Below are 22,634 nucleotides of genomic sequence, written 5' to 3'. Positions count from 1 at the left end.
TAGGTTTGAAAAGGTGACAGCAGGAGGGAAGTATACTGATGCACGATATTTGCCATTTTTGGTGTACCTCCTAAAATGCCAGTTTTCGTACTGCCGTTTCTTTTCCCATTAGGAAGTATAGCTTTTATGCTAAAAATTTGACTTTACTAAAGTAAAAAAGGTGGCTTTTTGTAAAACCACCTTTTTATAAAAATCCTATATAGCTTCAGATATACTTCTAATCACGAAGATCAAAGCGATCCAGGTTCATCACTTTATCCCAGGCTTTTACAAATTCCTGAATGAACTTCTCCTGTGCATCGTCGTAAGCGTAAACTTCAGAAAGTGCACGTAGTTCAGAATTTGAGCCAAAAATAAGGTCAACCCTGGTTCCGGTCCATTTTACTTCGCCTGTAGCGCGGTCCCGGCCTTCAAAAATGTCCTGAGCATCTGATGTTGCTTTCCAGGTCGTATTCATATCCAGCAGGTTAACGAAAAAATCGTTGGTAAGCTGCCCGGGGCGTTCTGTAAACACTCCGTGTTTTGAACCATCAAAATTAGCATTTAATGCACGCATACCGCCAACTAAAACAGTCATTTCTGGTGCAGTAAGCGACAACAGCTGCGCTCTGTCTACCAATAATTCTTCAGCTGAAGCAGAAAGACTATTTCTCTTTTTCATATAATTTCTGAATCCATCCCCGATTGGCTCCAGAGGATCAAATAATTCAGCATCTGTTTGCTCTTCCGAAGCATCCATACGTCCCGGCGCAAAAGGAACTCCTATATCAAATCCTGCATCCTTAGCTGCTTTCTTTATTGCTACACAGCCTCCAAGCACAATAAGATCTGCAAGGGAAACTTTTTTATTACCTGACTGAGAATTGTTAAAATCTTGCTGAATCTCTTCAAGTTTGTTTATTACTTTCTGTAATTGAGCAGGATTATTTGCTTCCCAGTGCCTTTGCGGCTCTAAACGGATTCGTGCACCGTTGGCACCACCCCTTTTATCGGAGCTACGGTAAGTTGAAGCAGATGCCCATGCGGTCGTGACAAGTTCTGAAACAGACAATCCTGATTCAAGAATCTTTTTCTTTAGTTTTTTAACGTCACTCTTATCTATTAGTTTATGGTCCACTTTTGGAATTGGATCCTGCCACAACATATCTTCTGAGGGTACTTCAGGTCCAAGGTATCTGGATTTTGGCCCCATATCACGATGTGTTAGCTTATACCATGCTTTGGAAAAAGCTTCAGCAAATTCATCCGGATTTTCGTGAAAGTGCTTGGAAATTTTACCGTAGGCCGGGTCTTCTTTTAAAGCAATATCTGATGTTAGCATAAAAGGTGCGTGCTTCTTATCGGGATCATGAGCGTCCGGAACAGTACCTTCACCACCTCCGTTTTTAGGCTTCCATTGAAATGCACCGCCGGGACCTTTGTGAGATTCCCATTCATAACCAAATAAGTTGTCAAAGAAACCGTTGCTCCATTTTGTAGGTGTATTTGTCCAGGCTCCTTCGATTCCACTGGTAATCGTGCTACCTGCGTTTCCTGTACCAAATGAATTCTTCCAGCCCAGCCCCATTTCTTCAATAGGCGCACCGGCCGGTTCTGCTCCTACATACTCATTAGCATCGGCGGCTCCGTGTGTTTTTCCGAAGGTATGGCCACCGGCGATAAGCGCTACTGTTTCATAGTCGTTCATGGCCATACGACCAAAAGTTTCACGGATGTCCTTTGCAGATCCCAGAGGATCGGGATTTCCGTTAGGTCCTTCAGGGTTTACATAAATTAACCCCATGTGTGAGGCTCCCAGAGGTTGTTCCAGGTTGTTATCATCGGCATAACGCTCTTCATTTCCAAGCCATTCTCCCTCAGATCCCCAATAAACATCTTCTTCAGCTTCCCAGATGTCTTCCCGGCCACCTGCAAATCCAAAAGGTTTGAGACCCATAGATTCAAGGGCAACATTTCCGGTAAGGATAAGTAGATCTGCCCAAGAGATTTTTTTACCATATTTTCTTTTTATAGGCCAAAGGAGTAATCGGGCTTTATCGAGATTGGCATTATCTGGCCAACTATTTAAAGGAGCAAATCGCTGCCCTGCTGTTCCTGCGCCACCACGACCGTCACCAATACGGTAAGTACCGGCACTATGCCAGGCCATACGGATAAATAATCCGCCGTAATGGCCGTAATCTGCCGGCCACCAGTCCTGGGAGTCTGTCATAAGATCATGAAGGTCTTTTTTAACTGCGGCAAGATCAAGACTTTTAAATTCTTCAGCATAATTAAAATCTTCTTCCATAGGGTCAGATAGATTCGAATGCTGTCTCAGGATGCGTAGATTTAACATATTTGGCCACCAGTCGCGGTTTGTGGTACCACTACCGGCGGTTTTATCAAGTGCTCCGCCCAAAAAGGGACATCTGCTGGAGTCGTTTACTTCCCAGGCTTTGTGAGTGCCTGGAGAATTTCGATGTTCGTTGTTTTCCATGTTGGATGGTTTTAAAATATTAACAGAATAAAATTACTATAAAATTTAGCTATCGATTTCATAAATCGATATAAATAATCTATGAAAAATAAGTGAAAAACTATTGTAGTAATATAAAAAATAAGTTGGAAAGAATATAGAGAAATACCAGGATGTTCTTTTCCCCGGTATTTTTCACTGAAAATTTTATGTAATGCTGAAGAAGAGCTAAAGCTAAGGAATTAGAATTTTTACTGATCTATAATGTTTATTCCTTTCAGAACACAATTTCTGTCGAATATCAGATCAGGTCGATAATTGCCAAATTTTATAGCTGTCTTTTAGCTAGTTGTTATAGATCAGAAGAATTTTTTCAAATGCGGAAGGGGAACTACGAAAACTGAACATTCAGATCGTTTTAAACTTCACTTTTTTTTAATAACCGTTTTTATTAACCAAACCGAGCAATGAAGGTCGATAATTGCCAAATTTTAAAACCAACCTTTTCTACATATATTCAGGAACTACAACTTCTTCAAAAGTTCAATTCGACTTCCAGTTTTTTGATGCTTCAGAATAAACAAGCCGGCATTCTGCCAAATAAAAAAAGTTACCGAAAATGTATCGGTAACTTTTTTTATTCAAAAATCGATATTTGAATTCCGAGGTTTCTCTGGAAAAAAAATGATTTCTTCTTAATGCTTCATAAGCTTACAGTGAATTAATTCAATTTATTTTTTTTGCGGTAATTCACGGGTTAACCAACCTCGTCTATTCGCAGTGGCCATAGCGTAAGGAGTTATCCAGAACAACCCGAAGGTATAGAAAATACTATATGAATATGCCCAGAAAGCTTCCGAAATATTATATTTTTTAGCATAAAAGAAAACCGGAAGACTTGAAAATATTAAAATACTTAAAAGTGTAGAGCTAATAAACAAAATGGGATGCGATACCAATAAAACGATCATAATCAGGAACAGTGGATAGGCTGTTAACATATGCATCCATTGATTCACAAGTAAAAGGCGGGTACCAGATTTTGATCCGTTTCTAAATGGTTTAAATGCAAATTTGGACATCATCAGGTTTTCACGAACATTACTTCTCTCCCAGCGGGTAAACATTTTGTGTAAGCTGCTAAATTTTTCAGGAATGTTGGTAAGAACATAAGCGTTACGTTGAAACAACACATGATATCCTTGTTTCAGGATCATATTAGTCATGGCACGATCTTCACCAATATCTGTAGGTTGTCCCATAAAAGTTTGATTAATCCATTCCGGCAGGCAATTCATCACCGCCGTATTGCGATAGGCCGCCAACGCACCGGGAGTACATAATACAGATCCCAGGACGCTTTGTGCAGATCTTATAAATTCAAAGCTAAAAACAAAACTCACGTTCAGCATTCGTGGTATAATTGCTTTTTCGTTGTTTAGAACGCGAACGTTTCCTGCAACAGCACCACAATCTTTATTGGTAACAAAAGGAGATACCAGGTTACGCAGAGTATCTTTTTCTACAATAGAATCACTATCCACAGTAACGAAAACATTACCGGTGGCTAAATTAAATCCACGGTATAAGGCGTGTCTTTTTCCCTGGTTGTGAGGCTGCTGATAAATTGATACACGGTCTCCCAATTGCTCTTTTGCCTTTTTCATCCATTCCCAGGTATCATCCTTGCTACCATCATCTATAGCAATTAATTGTAATTTTTCTGCCGGGAAGTCACTGTTAGTCAGGCTCAGTAAAGTTGCATATACTTGCTTACCTTCATTATAAGCAGGAACAATAACCGTACAGGTTGGTAATTCTTCATCTGTAACAGAATTTACAGGCTTATACTGAAAAAACAATTTAGCAATGTATGCTAAAAAACTCATCCTGAATATTAACAGGAAGCTTCCAACGATTAGCAGGATCATTCCGCCAATCGTATTCATTCTGCTTAAGTTCATTTCCTCAAATTGCGGCTGCAACATATAAACTGAAAAAGCTCCTCCAATTAAGAGTAAAAACGTACCTGCCAGAGTGAAAAGATGTCGCTTGGTAAAGATCGCTTTGCGGTAATTATCTGAAACTTCTTCCTTGCTGTTAGTTTCAGATGAAGTACTGGACTTTTGTTGTGTATGATGGTTAATTTCTAATTTTTTAGCCGAAGCTGAAGGTGTTAATCTAAGGTCTCGTGTTATCATTTTTTTATTTTCTTATCTGTTTCATAGCTACTTATGTGTTCCGCTTTTATTTAGCAGCCATAAGTAGTTCATCATTTTTTCCGTAAGAGCAGAACCAATTTCTATACCGTGTACAAATACCTTTGCAAATCAGGGCTTTGATGCAAAATGATGTGGAAAATAATATGGTAAAACTGAAATAATTGTGGATTTAATCCACAGTAAAACCAGTCCAGTCAGTTTCATCAGGAGAGTTTCAGAAGTAATATCAATAATAGATATATAAATCAGGAAGATTAGGAAAGTTCCTCTCTCAGCAGAGAAGTTATCAGGAGATAATTTTTTTCAAACTAAACAATTTCTGTTCAGAAGGTTAGAACTGAAGAATAAAAGTTGTGAATATCTAATAGTCGAATTGTAAAACCAAGCATGTTATAAATCATACTTTTGCCTCCCAAAAAAATATAACATGAGCGCAACCTGGTATGAATGTAAGGTGAAATACAGAAAAACACATGATTCCGGAGAACAAAAAATGGCGACAGATACTTACCTGTTGGACGCGGTATCTTATACGGAAGCAGAATCCCGGATTACTGAAGAGATGATGGCTTATACGAGCGAGGAATTCAGGATTATGAACATAAAAGTTGCAAACTTTGCAGAGGTTCATCCCTTTGAAAATTCTGATCGTTGGTTTAAATCAAAAGTTTCTCTGATAGCTCTGGATGAGGAAAGTGGGAAGGAAAGAAAAACAAATATATATCTTCTTGTGCAGGCCAATGATGTAAAAGAGGCTTTTGAAAATACTGTCGTTGCTATGGAAACTACTATGGGTGATTATACAATTCCTTCTATTACAGAATCTCCTATTTTGGATGTATTTCCATATTTTACAGGTGAAGAAGAGCAACTTGAGAAATTTAACGTCCTGGAAACTTCTGAAACCACAGAATCGCCCAATGCTGAAGTGGTAGAGGAGGAAGACCACGGCAAATAGCATTGTTACCTTTTTATTGAAGTAATAGGCATTTTTAAAATACACCTTTCAATAAGAGAGGTGTATTTTATTTAGAAGTTGTTTAAGGCAGAAGCAGGGCACTGAAAAGGATGATGATATATGGGGTACAGGTTTTACAGTGCCAGGCTTGGTATTGTTATTTAAATTTTAACCGTCAACTTGTGAACCACAGTACAAAACAAATTAAGCCAGCCATAAAAATAATTCCAAAGATCAACTGAGCTTTTGAAAGGAGCCAGTCCCAGTTTATCTGGGCCACATAAGTTTGGTAAAATTCATTCTTTTTGAATTTCTTTCTTTTTGCTTCCATGATTACCGGGTTTTAAATCCAAAGTAAGGGAAACAAATTTGACACCAAAGATGCTTACAATTTTCCTACAAAAGTGGAAAATAAGATTGAATTTCGTGGAAGAATTTCAAAGGTGCAGTATGAATTATATATTTTTAAAGATCTGATTATAATTGGTTTAAATTTTTTATTTTAAGGATTGACAGGAGATGCAGCGAGCCCTCTTCTTCGTACGAATTTTTATCATTAACAGGAAATATCAGGAGATGTTTAAGATTTTAAAGTTGTCCATATTCTTCACAAAAGGCTTTAACTTTCCACAACTTCTTCTCAGGAGTAGAATCTTCTTTTAATACGAAAACTTGAATTGTAAGGTCGAAAATTGACATTTTCAGGAGTTCTCTATTTTGTAATAAACCCAGATCAGTCTTTCTTAGTCTGAACAAATACTCGAAGCCGAAAATTGTCATTTTAGAGTGCCATATTCTAAATTAGTATGTGGAATCCTGAGATAAATTCAGCATAACAACAGATCCTTTATACTTTTAGTTCTTCTGAATGCCTTTTGAATAAAAGAAATGAGATTAAAAACCATAAAAGGTCAAAAATTGACATTTTGGAGCAGTTCCACTACCATAAGTTAAGGTGTAATTTTTAGTCTGAAATTACCTTCAGAAATTTCTCTGAAGCTGCTCCCAGAAGAATCATGACCTTCAAAAGAAAAATTTCCTGCAATATAGGATCCGTCATCCTCTGTGATTTCCACATAATTTAATAAGCTACCCGTAAAAAACGAATCATTTGCGGTACTCCAAAATTGACCGGTGCTGGCTTCGGAGTATTTACACCAGTTACTGTTCATAAAATCCCCTGATGTTAGAGAAGACCTGTTTCCTATAGCATAATTGTCTTCACCATAATAATAAAGAACGAGGAATTCTATGTTCTTGCCTTCGTGAGTTTCACACCGTACAAGCAAATTAATAGTTCCATAAGAGGATAATTGCTTTTTAGCGCTCAGAACCCCATTTTCCTTATCAACATTGAAATTCTCCCCATTGACCCGTGCACTCAGGAATTCCTCCTGAATACGGGGACTATCGTCCTCACTACAACTACTTAAAGGTAGCAGCATAAGAAGACAGATCGTCTTAAAAATTACTATCTTTTTCATTTGTAATATGTTTGGTTAGTTGTCCTTAAATATAACTCTTAATTCTTCAGAAAAATATAGGGGTTTTCCCCTATTTGTTTGTATTAATTATTTGATCTACAAGTAATTATGAATAAATTGGTGTGGGTAAATTCTGAAGATTGGAATTACAATATTTGTTGTAAAATCTGCAATGAATTGTTACGAACAGTAGTCTTGCGCCGCCGAGTAACTGAAACGGGTAATGGGCTTAAAATGTACATACGACAATAAGCGATTCCGAAGCCCACCTGACCTTTGATGGGTAGCCACATACGCTTCTTTACATCTTCGTCCAGCTGATTAGTGGCCATTATTTTTACGGTCTCTTCTTTCAAAATTTTTGTGTTCCTGAATTCACCTTCGTTTACCAGCACACGAACATCACTAATATCTATTTGGCCATGCTCTTTTTTTTGACTAAAAGTCCTTCTTATTCTGACTTCCTTCATAGTTGAAAAGGTTAATAAAAAAGGTGTCCTATTCCAGTTTAAATCAAAAGGTTTCAGGTTTCAGAAAAAGTGAGGTCTTTATAATGGCAATTATTCATAACAAATAAGTCCTGGCGTTCGTGGTAGGACGTTCAGAGTAAACAGATAATAGCTTTACGATCGTTCTTCAAAATTGACGATTATCGATCACAAAATTTCGAAGCCAGGAACGAAGTCTACAGCCGTAATGAAATCAAACGATAACAGAATTGACAATCCTAACTTAAACTTTGTTTAATAATAAGTTAAATAGGTTAAACAAAAAGTATTCTAGTATATATTTGATAAACAATTATTTAAAATTCAAAAATTATGAAAAAGTTAATTCTTATTTTGACCATAGCAATGACTGTGGCTTTCTCTCAACGTGCTACTGCACAGGAAACAATTGTAGATGTAGCTGTTGGCAATGAAGATTTTTCAACTTTAGTATCCGCTTTAAAAGCCGCCGATTTGGTGAGTGCTTTACAAGGTGATGGACCATTTACTGTGTTTGCACCAACCAACAGCGCTTTTAATAAAATTGATTCTAACACCTTAGCATCATTATTAGAACCGAACAATCAGGAAGCATTAGCTAATATTCTGAAGTATCACGTGGTATCGGGGAAATTATCAGCTAAAGATGTTGTTGGCGCTTTAAAAGACGGTAACGGAAAGGTTGAATTAGAAGCATTAAATGGTCAAGTATTGACTGTAATGCAAAAAAATGAAAAAATTTGGCTAATGGACGGAAAAGGAAATTACAGCGAAATTGTTGCTACAGATGTAATGGCAAGCAATGGTGTTATTCACGTGATAGACACAGTAGTAATGCCAGAATAAATTATGTCTTTTGATGTAGTAACAGAGCCCGGTTTATTCTGGGCTTTTTTGCGCCTTATTTTTTGCAATTATTAATCGTTAAACCAGTTGCTCCTTAAAAAATGCCACAGTACGTTGCCAGGCGAGCTCAGCAGCAGCTTTATCATATCGGGGGGTTGTTGTGTTATGAAAACCATGGTTTACGCCTTCATAAAAATGAACAGTATAGTCTACATTATTCGCTTTTAGAGCCTTTTCATAATCGGGCCAGCCCTCGTTAACCCGTGTATCAAGTTCGGCATAATGAATCAACAGAGGAGCATTAATCTGCGCGGTTTCTTCGGAAGTTGGCTGTCCGCCATAAAATGGCACTGCTGCTTTTAATTCCGGCACCCGCGCCGCCATCATGTTTGATATCCATCCACCAAAACAGAATCCAACCACGCCAATTTTGCCGTTGCAATCCTTGTGATTTTTAAGATAATCAAAGGCAGCTGTAAAATCTTCAAGCATGTCGTTGCGATCGCGTTGTTTTTGCAATTCCCGGCCGGCATCATCGTTTCCCGGATAGCCGCCAAGCGGCGATAGCGCATCAGGTGCAATGCTAATAAACCCATCCAAAGCCGTCTGCCTGCCAACATCTTCAATATAGGGGTTTAATCCACGGTTCTCATGCACGACAATTACTCCAGGCAATTTTCCTGACTTGTCTTTTGGAGCGGATAACAGCGACTTAATACTTCCGCCACCCCTGGGAGAATCATACTGAATATATCCTGAGTCCAGACGCGGATCGTCTTTGCTAACCGGAGTGTGGTTATATAATCTGGAGACATAAAACTTAGCAGAGATCCTACCGTCAGTCCGCCAACGGCATACAATGAAAGTTTCTCAACAAACTGGCGTCTGTTGAGCTCATTGTGGGCGTAATCATCATACAGTTCAAATACTTCCTGACTGATATTTTCTTTCTTAAGTTTCTTCATGAGGGTAATTATTTAGCGATCAACAAGATATGAATATTTAGTACCTAACTAATTACTTTATTTTTGAATTATTAATAATTGTGTGAATAAGGGGTTCTTTATAAATGTTCAAATTTTAAAAGTGTTATAGCAAGATATAAGTTCATTAGAAGCACATTATACTCTGTTAAAAATCAATGAAATGATCTAATTTCAGGAGAGATGAATATTATGCTTTGTTTTCCTGAAAAACCTATTGTAAGCCTTAATATCTACTTATATTTATTTTTCTGAAAGAGAAAAAATAAAGCCTTTATGCGCATCACTAATGCCCACCAGAATAACCTCAAAAATATAGACTTAAAATTACCTGAAAATCAATTGATCGTCGTTACCGGATTATCGGGTTCCGGAAAATCGTCCCTGGCCATGGATGTGATTGCAAATGAAGGTTACCGCTATTTTTTAGAGAGCCTTCCTGCATATAACCAGCAAAATGCACAATTAATTCCCACGGCTGAAGTGGATGATATCGAAGGGCTACCGCCGGTGATCAAAGTAGAGCAGTCAAAACGCTTCCAGTCAATAAATGCTACTTTTGGAACACTCTCTGAACTTACTGCGGTCTTCAGGGTGTTGTTTGCCCGCTATGCCGGCGCAGAAACTATGAGCAAATCACTATTTTCTTTTAATCATCCAAGAGGAGCCTGTGAGCGCTGTCGTGGAATGGGGGAGGCGGAATACATCGATCTTGAAAAATTAATTGGTGATGAAAATAAAACACTAAGAGAAGGTGCGATCACCACTACTTTGCCGAATGGTTATATTGTCTATTCCCAGATCACGGTGGATGAATTAAACAAAGTATGTGGGGAACATGGTTTTAATGTGGACGTCCCCTGGAAGGAATTATCTGAAGAACAAAAGGAGGTAGTTTTAAACGGAAGTGACCGCATTAAGGTTTTTTACGGAAAGCATACTATAGAGTCCCGGCTGAGATGGAAAGGTTTTAAAGCCAAGCCCCGGGAAGAAGGTTTTTATAAAGGCATAATGCCTATAATGAATGACATTCTTAGAAGAGATCGTAATCCAAACATTTTAAAGTTTGCAAGTTCCAGTATTTGCCCAAGTTGCAAAGGCGCACGAATCAAACCGGAACACCTGAAATTTAAATGGAAAGAATTAAACTTTCAGGAGTGGATGGATCTGTCCTTAAACGAATTATATGAAAGGCTGAATAATCAGGCTCTTACAGCCGGTGAGCAGGCGTTGGTAGATAAAATTTCTGTGCAATTATTCGACCTAATTCGGCTGGGAATGGAGGATTACAGGCTAAGTACACCAAGTATTGAAATCTCTTCCGGGAATGCACAGCGTATAAAACTGATCAGACAGGTGAACAGTAACCTGCAAGGGATTCTTTATGTCTTTGATGAACCATCCATCGGCTTATCTGAAGATTACCAGCACTATTTACATCATATTCTCAATCGCCTGATAAGCCGTGGAAATACAGTGATGGTAGTAGAGCACGATTTAAACTTTATAAGATCTGCAGATTGGATCATTGAATTAGGCCCCGCAGCGGGAGCGCACGGAGGGGAGGTTGTTTTTAACGGACCCATCAGTGAATTTCTGAATAATGAAGAGCTATCTACTCCCACCTTAAACGAGCTGCAAAATGGCAATTTTCGGTCTGCTAAGGAACCTGAACGGAAGACAGCAGCATCATTTCAGCTTCAAAAAGAAGCCCTGACGGTAGTGAGCAGGAAAACGTCTCAAATCCTGAAAAAGCTTTCAGAATATATAGAAAAAGAAGATCTAAAACTGCTTACGGTATCAGATCAACCCATTGGCAAAACTCCGAGGAGCAACCCTGCCACCTATACCGGTTTGGCTGATAAAATACGTGACCTGTTGGCCAAATCCCCGGAAGCAAAATCCCTGAATTTAGCCAAAGGAGCCTTCTCTTTTAATAACAAGAGCGGAAGGTGTGAAACTTGCGAAGGGGCAGGGGTGATCACCCTTTCTATGAATGTGATGGGGACAATTAATCAGGTATGTCCCAGGTGTAATGGCAAACGTTTTAAACCTGAGGTATTGCAAGTGCATTGGAACACAAAAAATATTGCCGGGATCTATAACCTTAGTATTTCCGAAGCTTATGTTTTCTTTAGCGAAGAGAAGAAGATTACTGAAATTCTGTCTTTGATGCTGAAGCTGGGGCTGGGATATATAAAACTGGGACAACCCTCTAATACATTATCAGGGGGTGAAGCGCAGCGGATTAAACTCACTAAACATTTCGCAAAACAGTCGAAAAAAACATTCTTACTACTGGAAGAACCCAGTATAGGGCTACATCAGCAAAATGTTCGACAACTTCTGAAAGCTTTGCAGGAGTTAAAAAAGCAAACAGCAGGTATTATTTGTTTTGAAAATCATCCGCTTTTTCAGACTTCATGCGATGTTTTGGTGGAGAATGCACCAAAAGTCCAGGCACCAGAAATAAACGAATTGGCAGATCAACGCTGGGATATGATTTCAATGAAAGGGGCTCGAACCCATTACCTCAAAGATCTTGATATAAATTTCCCCGGGAATCAATTATCGGTGATCACGGGCATTTCGGGTTCGGGAAAGTCTTCTTTGGTGATTGACACCCTGCATGGTTATGGCCTGCAGGAAATGACCAAACAGTTTTCAAGCTATCAGCAGTCAAGGGTAGGAGTGAATTTTCAATTCGAGGTAGATCAAATCGAGGGCCTTAGCCCCACTATTTGCATTACACGTAAAGAAAGAAACTTTACAGAACGTTCGGATATTGCCAAACAAACGGGAATTGATAAAATTCTAAGGTTTGCCTTTTCCCGAAAAGCGCAATACGACGGAGAGGATTTATCTGCCAGCCATTTTTCCAATAATCACGAACTGGGGAAATGTGCGATCTGTGATGGGATAGGTCAGGAATTACTCCCTGATGTTGATAAAATGGTTCTCAATGAAGAGAAAGGCATCGCTGACGGATTGTTTGAGCACAACAAATCCCTTGCTTATTATGGGCATGCCGGGAGTCAATATATGGCGATTGTAAACGAGATAGGCGCTATCCACGGATTTAGCCTGGAAACACCTTCTAGAGAATTGACAGACCAGCAAAAAGACGTTCTGTTTTATGGTACTGGTGAAACGGTATGGAAGACACAATGGGTTTTTAAAACCAAAACAAGACAAGGGTTACAGGATATAAGTATGACATGGCAAGGACTTTTCCATTACTTAAAAGAAGAATATTATAAGACCCGGAAAAATAAACATATCGGAAAGCTAAAAGCACTTTTTTCGCTGGAGGAATGCAGCCACTGTTCGGGAAGCGGATTAAAACCTGAGCGCTTAAAGTTTCAAATCGGAGGGAAATCTATTCATCAAATCAGGTTAATGGATTTTAAAGTTTTAGCAGAATGGCTTTCTTCTGATTTCCAGCAAGAGGTAGTAGATCAAAAATTGCTTTCCAGGCTACGACCTCTTTTGATCAATACCATCAAAAGAGCAAAGCAATTACACATAGATCATCTGCAACTAAATCGTAAATCATCCACCCTTTCCGGCGGAGAAAATCAACGGGTTACACTTATTAAACAGCTGAACAGTCCGCTGAAAGGTATTACCTATTTACTGGATGAACCTTCCGCAGGATTATCAAGTGACAACATTCCGGATCTGGTCAATATTCTGAAAGAGCTCATTGCAAAAGGCAATACAGTTCTTGTCATTGAACATAATAAAGAGATCATTCTTGCAGCCGATAAGTTGGTGCAGCTGGGACCTCAGGCGGGGAAGTTAGGCGGCTATATTACATTTCAGGGTACGCCACGGGAATTTTTAAATCAGGAAGATTGTCATCCATATTTAAAAACATCTTCAAGAGCGGTAAAATTGAAGGCAGGAAAGGATTCTATAGCCATCCAAAACCTGTCCAGGCATACTTTAGTAAAGAAATCGCTGAAGGTTCCCGTAGGAGGAATAACAGCTATCAGCGGTAAATCGGGGATAGGGAAGACGACCCTGGTAAAAGACATCCTTATTCCCAGTATAGAAACCGGAACGCCGGTAAATTGCGAAAGCATCGAGTTACCGAAAAAATACAGGGAGGTGCATTATTTTGAGCCTAAAAAACTCCGCGCACATGCGAAGACCTTATTGGTTTCATACCTGAACTTGCTCAAGGATATAAGCAAAATTTTTGCAAGTGAAACGGATTTAAAATCAGGTGATTTTTCTTATAAAACAAAAACAAGTCAGTGCCCAAACTGTAAAGGTAAAGGCTATTTGGAAACCAGCCTGGATGTAGCAGCCAATGCAATAGAGAAATGTGAAGTTTGTAAGGGGCAGCGCTACAAACCGTATATACTGGAACGTACTGTTGGTTCAAAAAATATCGCTGAGGTACTCGCACTGAATCTCTGTGAATTAAAAGAATGGTTAACACGATTCAAGGTATCTCACAAAACCTTTGAATTCCTGAATCAGTTAGCGGAAATAGGATTGGAACATCTTGGATTAGATCAGCCGGTACAAAGCCTTTCCTCAGGGGAGAAGCAACGATTATTGTTACTGAACTGGCTGCAGGATCAAACTAACGAGGTGCTTTATATATTAGATGAACCCAGTACCGGATTGCATTATGCTGATATTGATTTGTTGTACGCGATCCTAAAGAAACTAAGTCTGGCCAATGATATCCTAATTATTGATCATAATCCTTACTTGCTACAGAAGATTGGAGTTGGAGTAGTTTTAGGATGAAAAGTCAATCTAGATTCTCATTTTATAATATTTATTCAACTTGATTTGGACCTTTAAGATTTCCTTCCTACAGTTAATAGCCTGTAAATTAAATTAAGAAAATATTTTTTATTAAATTTAATAGATGAGGTGCTGGGGGTGCATATTACTATTTTTATTTGTAGAAAATCTTTTTTGCCAGGCAATATTTAACTCCTACTTTACAGAATCTTATCCTTCAATATTCACCAGCCAGACAGATAATATAAATCGCCAGATTACTTTCGGTTCTAATCGTATTACAATTGCAACAAAAATAGAGGGAGGTAAAGAAATTCAAGTTCTCACGGTACAGGAGGTGCATTCCCGGGAAGGTACTCTCACCTTTGTTTGTACTTCAAGCAATGGTCGAAAAGTCACTATTGATTTACCAGAACAGGAACAGGTAAATAAGATTAATTACTATACGCGAGAACCAGGAACGAGAGAAGAATACCAATTAACGTTCTATGTAGAACAGATCTACTGAGAAAATAAAGATAGCGAAGTATACTCTTGTTTGCTGCTTTTAACTGGTGACACGGTTGAACTTTTTTGCTGTTGTAAATGAAATTTTCACACTTTCAGGAACTTGTCCTATTTTAAGAAAAAATATTACGCAATTTACAGGAGCGACATGGAGATTTTGTCAGTAGAATATGAGACAGACAAAGATTTTTATTAGACTAAAAATCGATCAACTTTTTGGATGCTTTGGATGGAGTTGGAGGTTTGCTAAACAAACAAATGATCATTTACTACCCTTAAGACTATCAGTTTTTTTGCTAATTTTCACAGTGTGGAATCTGAAAGAGAAGTTTGTTCTGGTAATGCTATGAACTATTGTTGTTTCCCGTTTGTCTGCCGCCAGAAAAAGAAAATTTCCTTACTTTCAGGATTAAATTCCGTGTTCTGGTGAAAAAATCAAAGAAGAAGTACATAAAATATTTTCCTATTCTGGGTTGTATTTCCACCGGCCTCATCTATACAGCTATAGGGGTGATTGCCATGCTTTCCCTGTTAAAGCTTAAGGAGGGCGGCGCTTCCAAAAACAGCCTTTTGGCGTATGTGCAGGATTTACCGGGAGGAAAAATTATTATCTGGGGCATCCTTCTGGGAATGCTCTGTTATATAGTATGGCGCATCTATGAATCCTTTCATGATCCTTACCATTATGGAAAGGGCTTGAAAGGACTTGCCCGTCGTACAGGTATTGGTCTCAGCTCCCTTGCCGATGCATTTATCGCTTACTCTGCGCTGATAGTCTTACTGGGTTCAGCTAATTATTCTGAACACGGCACCCCTGAGCAGAAGAGGGAAATGACGGCTAATATGCTGGATTATGGTGTGGGCAAATGGCTGGTCATAGGGCTAGGTGTGTTAATAACCATAACTGCCGCAGTGCAATTGTTCTATGGAATAACCCGGGGTTACCGGGAGCGTCTTGATATTGTGAGATTCAGCCGGAGAAAAAAGGCAACCATTTTTTTCCTGGGATTTACTGGCTATGTTGCCCGCGGAGTCATCCTGGGCATCATTGGTTTCTTTTTCATCAAATCAGGCATTCTTAGCGATCCAGGTTATGTAGTCAACACTGATAAAGCCTTTAACTTTATTGGCGATCATATCGGCAAGGTTCCTTTTGCGATAGTGGCTTTTGGAATTATTTGCTACGGCTTATTTATGTTTGCACTGGGTATCACCTACGATTTGGATAATGATCCTTCAGACCCCAATTTTCATTCGCGGAAAAGCTGAAGCTAGGTTGGTTTGTATAGCTATGGCAAATTACCGAGTGTACAGTAGTAAAACTTTTTTGCTAGAGTGAAAAATAAAAGCCCTTTAAATTTAAGGGCTTGTGAGGTTTTAAATTTTTTTTTGAGTCAAATCATTTGCGAAGGGCAAAAAGTAAAATTAAGTCTTATGGGGGAGTGGCCTTAGGCAGTATCAATTCCATAAAAAGAGATCAGTATCAAGGAAGAGATCTATCGGATATCGCGGATCTTACCAATACTAATTTAACAGAAAGATCCTGGGGAGGCAAGTTGGTTTCTCGGTGTGGGCATTAGATATTCCTTAAAAGAGGAGGAAAAGAAATAACAGAGTCTGTACATAAAATTCCTCTGGACAAGTTCCAGAGAAATTTAAAGTTTTGATGGGACCCTTCATGTCTTCTTTTTTTCTTTTGAGTCAATGGGAGATCTGTATTTATAGTGCTTCAAGCCTCCATCGGCTAATCTCTATACTGCCCCTCGGCCTGTTCAATAACTTTCTTCAGCAAATTATCCAGTTCCGAAAATGACCCTTTGCCGCGTAATTCTTTTTTCACTGCCTGGCAAATGACGGCACGGGCCTTCTTTCTTTTTCCAACTATTACTATCGGCTTTTCACTGAATCCGAAATTTGAGAGAGATACTTCTTCCGCAATAAATGCTTTAGAAAACTAATTATCGGTTTCTAATTAATTACCGCCAAAACTTGATGCAACACTTCATTTTAGCCCTTCAGAAGTTTTCCGTTTGAGGATTTATGTTGGTACATATATCTGTATATTCGCTATTAATTTTTTTTCAAAAAAATTTTATAAGCATTTTGATCCTAATTTTACTTATAGCCGCCATATTCGGATTTGTTCTGTCTACAACGCTGTTCCTCAAAAAATCTACCAATACTACTGCAACCCGAATTTTAGGTAGCTTTTACTTTTTATTATCGGTTTATGCATTACAGGCTTATATCATAGATGGTGGTTATTTAGAGCATTTCACCTGGTTCTTTTTATGGCCGCTCCTCCCGTATAATTTATTATTTGTCCCTATTTATTATTACTTCAAAGTCATTATAACAGACCAACTCGAATGGCAGCAAGAAGAAATTTTTCTATTTATTCCGTTTTTCTTAGGTTTAATTGATGTAGGTTATGTTTATCTTCAACCAGATAGTTTTTATAATAATATTATCTCTCAGGCCATTTCCTCTCCTCAGTACAGGTTAGAAGCAGAATATTGGCTCCTAAGTCTTGATCAACACCTTCTAATGCGACACTTATGGCAATTTAGTGTATTAGTAGCTTTAATGCCACAAATACTATCTTTTATTAATAAGGAGGGGAATGATAAACTAAAAAGTGTACTTAACAAATGGCTCCTCATTTTTTGGGGAACTCTGATGTTAATGGCCATCCTGGCTAGTACATATGCAATAGAAAAGATATTTGAATGGAACCTGTTTCAATCCTTCGTTATCATCGGAAAAAATGGTGGTATTGTAACCTTAATTCTATATATGGTGCTTTTCCTTATTGGAATTATCCCAATTTATTTTCCCAGCATTTTACACGGATATCCTCAGTCTGTAAAACCTTCCAGGAACACCATTACAGAAAACCTGAAATTTGGTCTAAACAAGCAGGAAGTTGGTGCAAAACTTGAAAGCCTCAAAGAAAATAAACTGTACTTAAATCAAAATTTTAATCTTACAGCATGTGCCAAGGAACTGGACATGCCTTCGCATCATATTTCCTATTTTCTTGAGCAACAATATGGGTTAAGTTTTGCAGATTATAAAAGCACCTTGAGGATTGAGCATGTGAAGAAACTTATTAAAGAAGGTTTTCTGGAAAACAATACCATCGACGCTCTGGCTGAGGAATGCGGATACGCTAGCGGAACTTCCTTAAGTATAACCTTTAAAAGCCATGTAGGGGTTAGACCGAGAGAATATGCCATTTCTTTAAAATAACTCTTTAACTTATTATTCTTCACGCCTCCATCGGCCAATCCCTATACTGCCCCTCTGCCTGTTCAATCACTTCCTTCAACAGATTATCCAGTTCAGAAAATGGCACTTTGCCGCGTAATTCTTTTTTCACTGCCAGCCGAATGGCGGCGCGAGCGTCTTCTTTTTTGGTCCAGTCCAGCTGGAGGTTTTTCTTCACGGAAGCTACCACCGTATGCACCAGGTCTTGAATGGGGCCGGTTTGATTGAGTAATTTTTCGTTGGCAGATAACAGGTTATAGAAAGCGAGTTCATCTTCTGTTAAACCGAGTTGCTTGGTCCTGATGTCGTCTTGCTGAAATTCATTCGCGATATCCAGCAAATTTTTGATGGCGGCAATGGAATCCAGGGAATTCCGGTGGTAGTTACTCAGTACTTTTTCCAGTTCTTCTTTCAGTTTGCGCATCCGGCGGATGTTCTTTTATAAATTGTTCCAGGAGAAATTCTCTTCGGCTCTCTTTTGGATTATTCTGTATAGTTTTTACCAATTTCTTACTAGTAAAACGTTTAAAATCTTCCAAAAGAAGCGACGGATGCTGCCCTTTTATACTTCTAAAAACTAGGTGCACGTGATTAGTCATAATACACCAGGCAACTACTTCCATTCCTTTCTCCTTTTGACAAAAAGAAAGACTTTGCAACAAAATATCCTTATACTCATTACGAGTAAAAACATCAAGCCAATTCACAACCGCGAAACTTACAAAATGAAGACCTTCAGGATTATGGAATTTATAATTTCGGCTCATATTTTAAGAATAATATTTTCTCTCATCAGATTTTTCCACGCGATGCAATCGCGCGGTAGCGGTGCTTCGTTGCCTACATACTGGGTAGATTTTTTTATTAAGCTGCACTAATTATAGCTAAATAGAGATTAGCTGCATAACCACAGTAAATTAAAAGTTCTTCTAATTCAAATTCTGAATTATAATCAGCCACTTCAACATTATAATCATAATTTAGTTTATTCCATTTATTCACTGAATTTAACGAGAACTGTAAAATTTCAGATTCGTTATAAACCTCAAATCTTAATTTCCATTTGGCTTTATTCTTTAATAGATAATTATATTCTTTGCTATCCTCTTTCTCTAATCTAATCACCATATGACCTTTAAGGTTAAAAGTTATATCACCTATTTTCTTTTTATTTGTGAAAATATCTACCTTACTTGTCCAGATATTTTTTGGTTTAATTTCGATGTTATTTCTGTTCAAAACAGTTTGAGCCTTGTCCGAAAACCAATTGTTATAAACCAATTCACAGACCTCCTGGTCATTTTTAATTATCTTAAAATTTCCCTTTCCTGAACTTGATACTATTTTCATATAAATGTCTTTTACTGTACCTGGGGATGTGCTAAATGTATTTTTTATTCCTTCTATGCATATTGTTATGGTCAAAACTCTTTATTTTCCAGGTTATTCATACATTGTCTTGCAAAGGATTTTATCAAAATTGGCTTTGATCTTTTCCTTCAATTTTTCCCCTTTTTCAAACTGCTCCAGTAATTTAGGAAAAAAAGATAAAAGTTAAGGAAGTGTGAAAGAAATATCTTTATATTATTAGTTTGGAGTTTGGGGAGTTCGGAGATCATGGTTCGCAGTCTGTGGAGTACTGAAATTGACAACTGACAACAGTTTTTAGATCGCGGTTCATAAATGGCAATCTTCGGCAAATATAAGTTTGGAGTTTGGTGTTCGTAGTTTAGAGAAACTGAGAACTTTTTTAAAGATCGTGGTTCAAAAATGGCAATTATCGACCTTCTGAAGTGTAAAATTAGGAGTTAGAAGTACGCGACAACGTCGGGCGGAGTTGGGACGTTTTTATTTTGATTCAGCGTAAAGCAAACGATAGCTCAAAATAGCCAGTTATCGACCTGTAGTATAGATTTTATCATGCTGAAGTTGTTTCAACATCGCATATGGGACGCTTACGAGAGATTGTGAATTGAGTGCAGTGCGACATTCTTGTGATTTGAGGATTTGCTAAAATTTTTAATCTCTTCACTCTTCACTTTTGTGAAAAGGACAACTGACAACAGTTTTAAGATCGTGCCTCTAAATGGCAATTATCGACCTTTTAAAGTACGGGGTTAGAAGTTAAACCCGTTTTCGGGTTTGGAAACTTTAAATGTCATCTTCTAATGATTTTCCTTTGGTTTCTGGAAAAAATTTAACTGCAAAAACCAGTTGCAATACCATGGCAAGTGCAAAAAAGCCGAAGGCATAGGTTGTGCCGTTAGACAATCCTGCTACCACTGGGAATAACCAGGTTAGGCTGGCGGCCCAGAACCAATGGGTGAAAGTACCAAAAGATTGCCCTGCCGCACGTACCTTGTTTGGAAAAACCTCTGAAATAAAAACCCAAATTACTGCACCTTGCGAAAAAGCAAAACTGGCTATAAAAAAGAGAATAGGTATTACGAGAAAGCTTCCGCCAACATCAGGATTATTCAGTAAATAGGTAGTGACCACTAAACTTAAAATCATCCCTATTGAACCTATAATCATTAATTTACGGCGCCCCACTTTGTCGATAAACATCATGGCAAGGATAGTAAATAACATGTTCACAAAACCTACTGAGGCTGCCTGTAAAAATGCACTATCTTTTGCAATACCCGCAGTTTCAAAAATCCTTGGGGCGTAATACATAATCGCATTAATCCCGGAAAATTGGTTGAAAGTAGCCATAAGGAAGACGAGAATGATTGGTTTAAAATATTTCTTTTGAAACAATTTTTCCCGATCGCCTTTTTGCTGAAAAGAAGCTTTTATGGTGTCAAGCCTTTCCTGTGGATTGTCATCCCCAAGTTGTTTTAAAACAACCAACCCTTCTTCAAAGCGTTTTTGAAGAATGAGCCAACGCGGACTTTTAGGTATTAAAAATATTAAACCGAAGAAAGTAAAAGCGGGAATTGCTTCTACTCCTAGCATCCAGCGCCAGGAGTCACTACCTATATGAGTTCTTAAAAAGTAATTTGAAATAAAGGCTAATAAAATTCCAAAGACAATACTGAACTGGAAAAGACCTACTAATCTTCCCCGGTAAGCTGAAGGTGAAATCTCAGAAATATACATAGGAGCTATAACCGATGATGCTCCAACTCCCAGACCTCCTAAAAATCTCCAGAACAGGAAAAGATACCAATTATCTGTATAGGCACATCCTATGGCAGATAATCCGAAGAAAAGCCCAATGATTAAAAGAGATTTCCTCCTTCCCAGGTGCTCTGCAGGTGAGAAGGCAAATAAAGCTCCAATTATGGTTCCCATTAATGCGATGGAATTTGTAAAACCATGAGCAAAATTATCAAGTTCATAAAATTCTTTCAGACCTTGTTCTGCTCCGGAAATTACTGCTGTATCAAATCCAAATAGTAACCCCCCGAGGCTTGATACTATAGCTCCTACAAGTAATTTCTTTTTTAATTGCATAAATTAAATAAGTAAAAAGATTATTTAGCCTCGGCGGTAGCCATTCCTACCATACTATCTGCAGTACCATAAAACAGGTACCATTTTCCATCAAAATAGGTGAGTCCCTCTACAAAGGTAGTCCCGTCTTTATATTGGCCAGATTTTTCAAAAGGTAATTCTGGTTTTAGGTACGGTTTGTCGGTACGGTCCAATAACTTCCATGGCTCATTAGCATCAAACAATGCCTGACCACTGGTATAAACCCGGTTGCCCAGATCTTCAACCCCAATATTTTTTGAATTCCCGGCATTATAAAGTACTACAATACCGTCTTCTGTTAAAACCGGTGGTGGTCCGGCTTCTACCAGCCACGAATCAAAATAACCGGGACGAGGACTTAATACCGGTGCCAGATTCCCGGCATAATCTTCTACCGGTTCCCAGTCCACAAGATCTGTGGAAGTTGCCAGCCAGATATGTGGCACTCCAAAATACATATAATATTTACCATTTATCTTGGTCGCAACAAGTTTTCCGTCTTTTAACCGGGTGACTATAGCGCCAGATTTGGTATCCATATCATGATATTTTCCATCCTGAAAATCCTGAAAAACGGGTCCGTGCTTGGTCCAGTTCTTTAGATCTTTTGAAGTTGCTAAAGCCAGTCTCGGAATTTTTCTGTTCCACTGCGTATAGGTTAGAACATAAGTACCGTCTTCACTCTCTACAATCCGCGGATCTTCTGTGCCGCCGGTCCATTCAAATTCTTTCTGGTCATCATTATCCGGGTAAAAAATAGGTTTTTCAGCTCTTTCATAAGTAATCCCGTCTTCTGAAGTCGCCAGGCCAATTCTTGAAGTATGTCCTCCAATGGAATCCGTATGACGATCTTGTTCTGCTCTGTACAGTACATTTATCTTCCCATCTTTAACAATAGCGGCGGGATTGAAAGTAGCCATTGATTGCCAAACCACTTCTTCACCGGTCATAGGATCATCAAAAGTGGCTGTGGTATCAAGTTGTATGATAGGTTGTGCATTTTCCGGACGTTCGAAAGGCCCTATCATCCACTGTTTTTCCGTTGTACTTACTTCACTGTTTTCCTTTGTAACCTCTTCCTTTTGAGGGGAGGTATTGCAAGCAGTAGCTACGCACAGAAAACTTACTGCAATATATTTTAATTTAGTACTGATCATTATATGTGAAT

At 38.4% G+C, this 22,634-nt stretch carries 15 protein-coding genes and 1 pseudogene; 6 read left to right on the top strand and 10 right to left on the bottom strand.

Features of this window, described 5'->3' with window-relative positions:
* Window positions 1-217 precede the first annotated feature (217 nt).
* Window positions 218-2,479: a catalase/peroxidase HPI gene (katG, locus tag RM541_RS06155; protein WP_311499346.1), complete on the bottom strand. Its 2,262-nt coding sequence runs from the start codon at window positions 2,477-2,479 to the stop codon at window positions 218-220.
* A gap of 710 nt (window positions 2,480-3,189) precedes the next feature.
* On the bottom strand, window positions 3,190-4,659 hold the full coding sequence (locus tag RM541_RS06150) for a glycosyltransferase family 2 protein (protein ID WP_311499345.1): 1,470 nt from the start codon (window positions 4,657-4,659) through the stop codon (window positions 3,190-3,192).
* 448 nt (window positions 4,660-5,107) lie between these two features.
* Here RM541_RS06150 and RM541_RS06145 point away from each other — a divergent pair, with 448 nt between their 5' ends.
* On the top strand, window positions 5,108-5,638 hold the full coding sequence (locus RM541_RS06145; protein WP_311499344.1) for a DUF4494 domain-containing protein: 531 nt from the start codon (window positions 5,108-5,110) through the stop codon (window positions 5,636-5,638).
* A 950-nt stretch (window positions 5,639-6,588) separates the two neighbouring features.
* Here the strand turns inward: RM541_RS06145 and RM541_RS06140 are convergent.
* On the bottom strand, window positions 6,589-7,122 hold the full coding sequence (locus tag RM541_RS06140; protein WP_311499343.1) for a hypothetical protein: 534 nt from the start codon (window positions 7,120-7,122) through the stop codon (window positions 6,589-6,591).
* 146 nt (window positions 7,123-7,268) lie between these two features.
* Entirely contained in the window at window positions 7,269-7,592 is a 324-nt protein-coding gene (locus RM541_RS06135; protein WP_311499342.1) for a hypothetical protein, read from the bottom strand.
* A gap of 351 nt (window positions 7,593-7,943) precedes the next feature.
* On the opposite strand from RM541_RS06135, the gene RM541_RS06130 reads away from it, so the two are divergent.
* Window positions 7,944-8,456, top strand: coding sequence for a fasciclin domain-containing protein (locus RM541_RS06130; protein WP_311499341.1), 513 nt, complete (start codon window positions 7,944-7,946; stop codon window positions 8,454-8,456).
* Between the two features lie 78 nt (window positions 8,457-8,534).
* On the opposite strand, the pseudogene RM541_RS06125 reads toward RM541_RS06130, so the two are convergent.
* A pseudogene (locus tag RM541_RS06125) lies at window positions 8,535-9,421 on the bottom strand (dienelactone hydrolase family protein).
* 294 nt (window positions 9,422-9,715) lie between these two features.
* Here RM541_RS06125 and RM541_RS06120 point away from each other — a divergent pair.
* From RM541_RS06120 to RM541_RS06105, 4 genes are all read left to right on the top strand, one after another.
* Window positions 9,716-14,206, top strand: a complete 4,491-nt coding sequence (locus tag RM541_RS06120; protein ID WP_311499340.1) for an ATP-binding cassette domain-containing protein — start codon at window positions 9,716-9,718, stop codon at window positions 14,204-14,206.
* Between the two features lie 124 nt (window positions 14,207-14,330).
* Window positions 14,331-14,714: a hypothetical protein gene (locus RM541_RS06115; protein ID WP_311499339.1), complete on the top strand. Its 384-nt coding sequence runs from the start codon at window positions 14,331-14,333 to the stop codon at window positions 14,712-14,714.
* A 425-nt stretch (window positions 14,715-15,139) separates the two neighbouring features.
* Window positions 15,140-15,982: a DUF1206 domain-containing protein gene (locus RM541_RS06110; protein ID WP_311499338.1), complete on the top strand. Its 843-nt coding sequence runs from the start codon at window positions 15,140-15,142 to the stop codon at window positions 15,980-15,982.
* A gap of 834 nt (window positions 15,983-16,816) precedes the next feature.
* Entirely contained in the window at window positions 16,817-17,965 is a 1,149-nt protein-coding gene (locus tag RM541_RS06105) for a helix-turn-helix domain-containing protein (protein WP_311499337.1), read from the top strand.
* A gap of 19 nt (window positions 17,966-17,984) precedes the next feature.
* Here RM541_RS06105 and RM541_RS06100 read toward each other — a convergent pair whose 3' ends face one another.
* From RM541_RS06100 to RM541_RS06080, 5 genes are all read right to left on the bottom strand, one after another.
* Window positions 17,985-18,407 carry a type I restriction enzyme endonuclease domain-containing protein gene (locus tag RM541_RS06100; RefSeq protein WP_311499336.1) on the bottom strand — a complete coding sequence of 141 codons (423 nt, stop codon included), beginning with the start codon at window positions 18,405-18,407 and terminating at the stop codon, window positions 17,985-17,987.
* Complete coding sequence (locus RM541_RS06095) at window positions 18,367-18,750, bottom strand: transposase (protein ID WP_311499335.1); 384 nt, start codon at window positions 18,748-18,750, stop codon at window positions 18,367-18,369. The genes RM541_RS06100 and RM541_RS06095 overlap by 41 nt, the downstream gene beginning before the upstream one ends.
* Window positions 18,751-18,847: 97 nt before the next feature.
* On the bottom strand, window positions 18,848-19,408 hold the full coding sequence (locus tag RM541_RS06090) for an aminotransferase (RefSeq protein ID WP_311499334.1): 561 nt from the start codon (window positions 19,406-19,408) through the stop codon (window positions 18,848-18,850).
* Window positions 19,409-20,134: 726 nt separating this feature from the next.
* The gene (locus RM541_RS06085; RefSeq protein WP_311499333.1) at window positions 20,135-21,445 is read right to left on the bottom strand and encodes a sugar porter family MFS transporter; all 1,311 of its coding nucleotides are present in this window, start codon (window positions 21,443-21,445) and stop codon (window positions 20,135-20,137) included.
* Window positions 21,446-21,465: 20 nt separating this feature from the next.
* Window positions 21,466-22,623 (bottom strand): glycoside hydrolase family 130 protein, encoded by a 1,158-nt coding sequence (locus RM541_RS06080; RefSeq protein ID WP_311499332.1) that lies wholly within the window; start codon window positions 22,621-22,623, stop codon window positions 21,466-21,468.
* Between the last annotated feature and the right edge of the window lie 11 nt (window positions 22,624-22,634).

Origin of the sequence: Autumnicola psychrophila (assembly GCF_031846645.1) — a bacterium.
GTDB lineage: Bacteria > Bacteroidota > Bacteroidia > Flavobacteriales > Flavobacteriaceae > Autumnicola > Autumnicola psychrophila.
The sequence above is the reverse complement of the archived record's forward strand: the minus strand, read 5'-3'. Positions and strand labels throughout refer to the sequence as shown.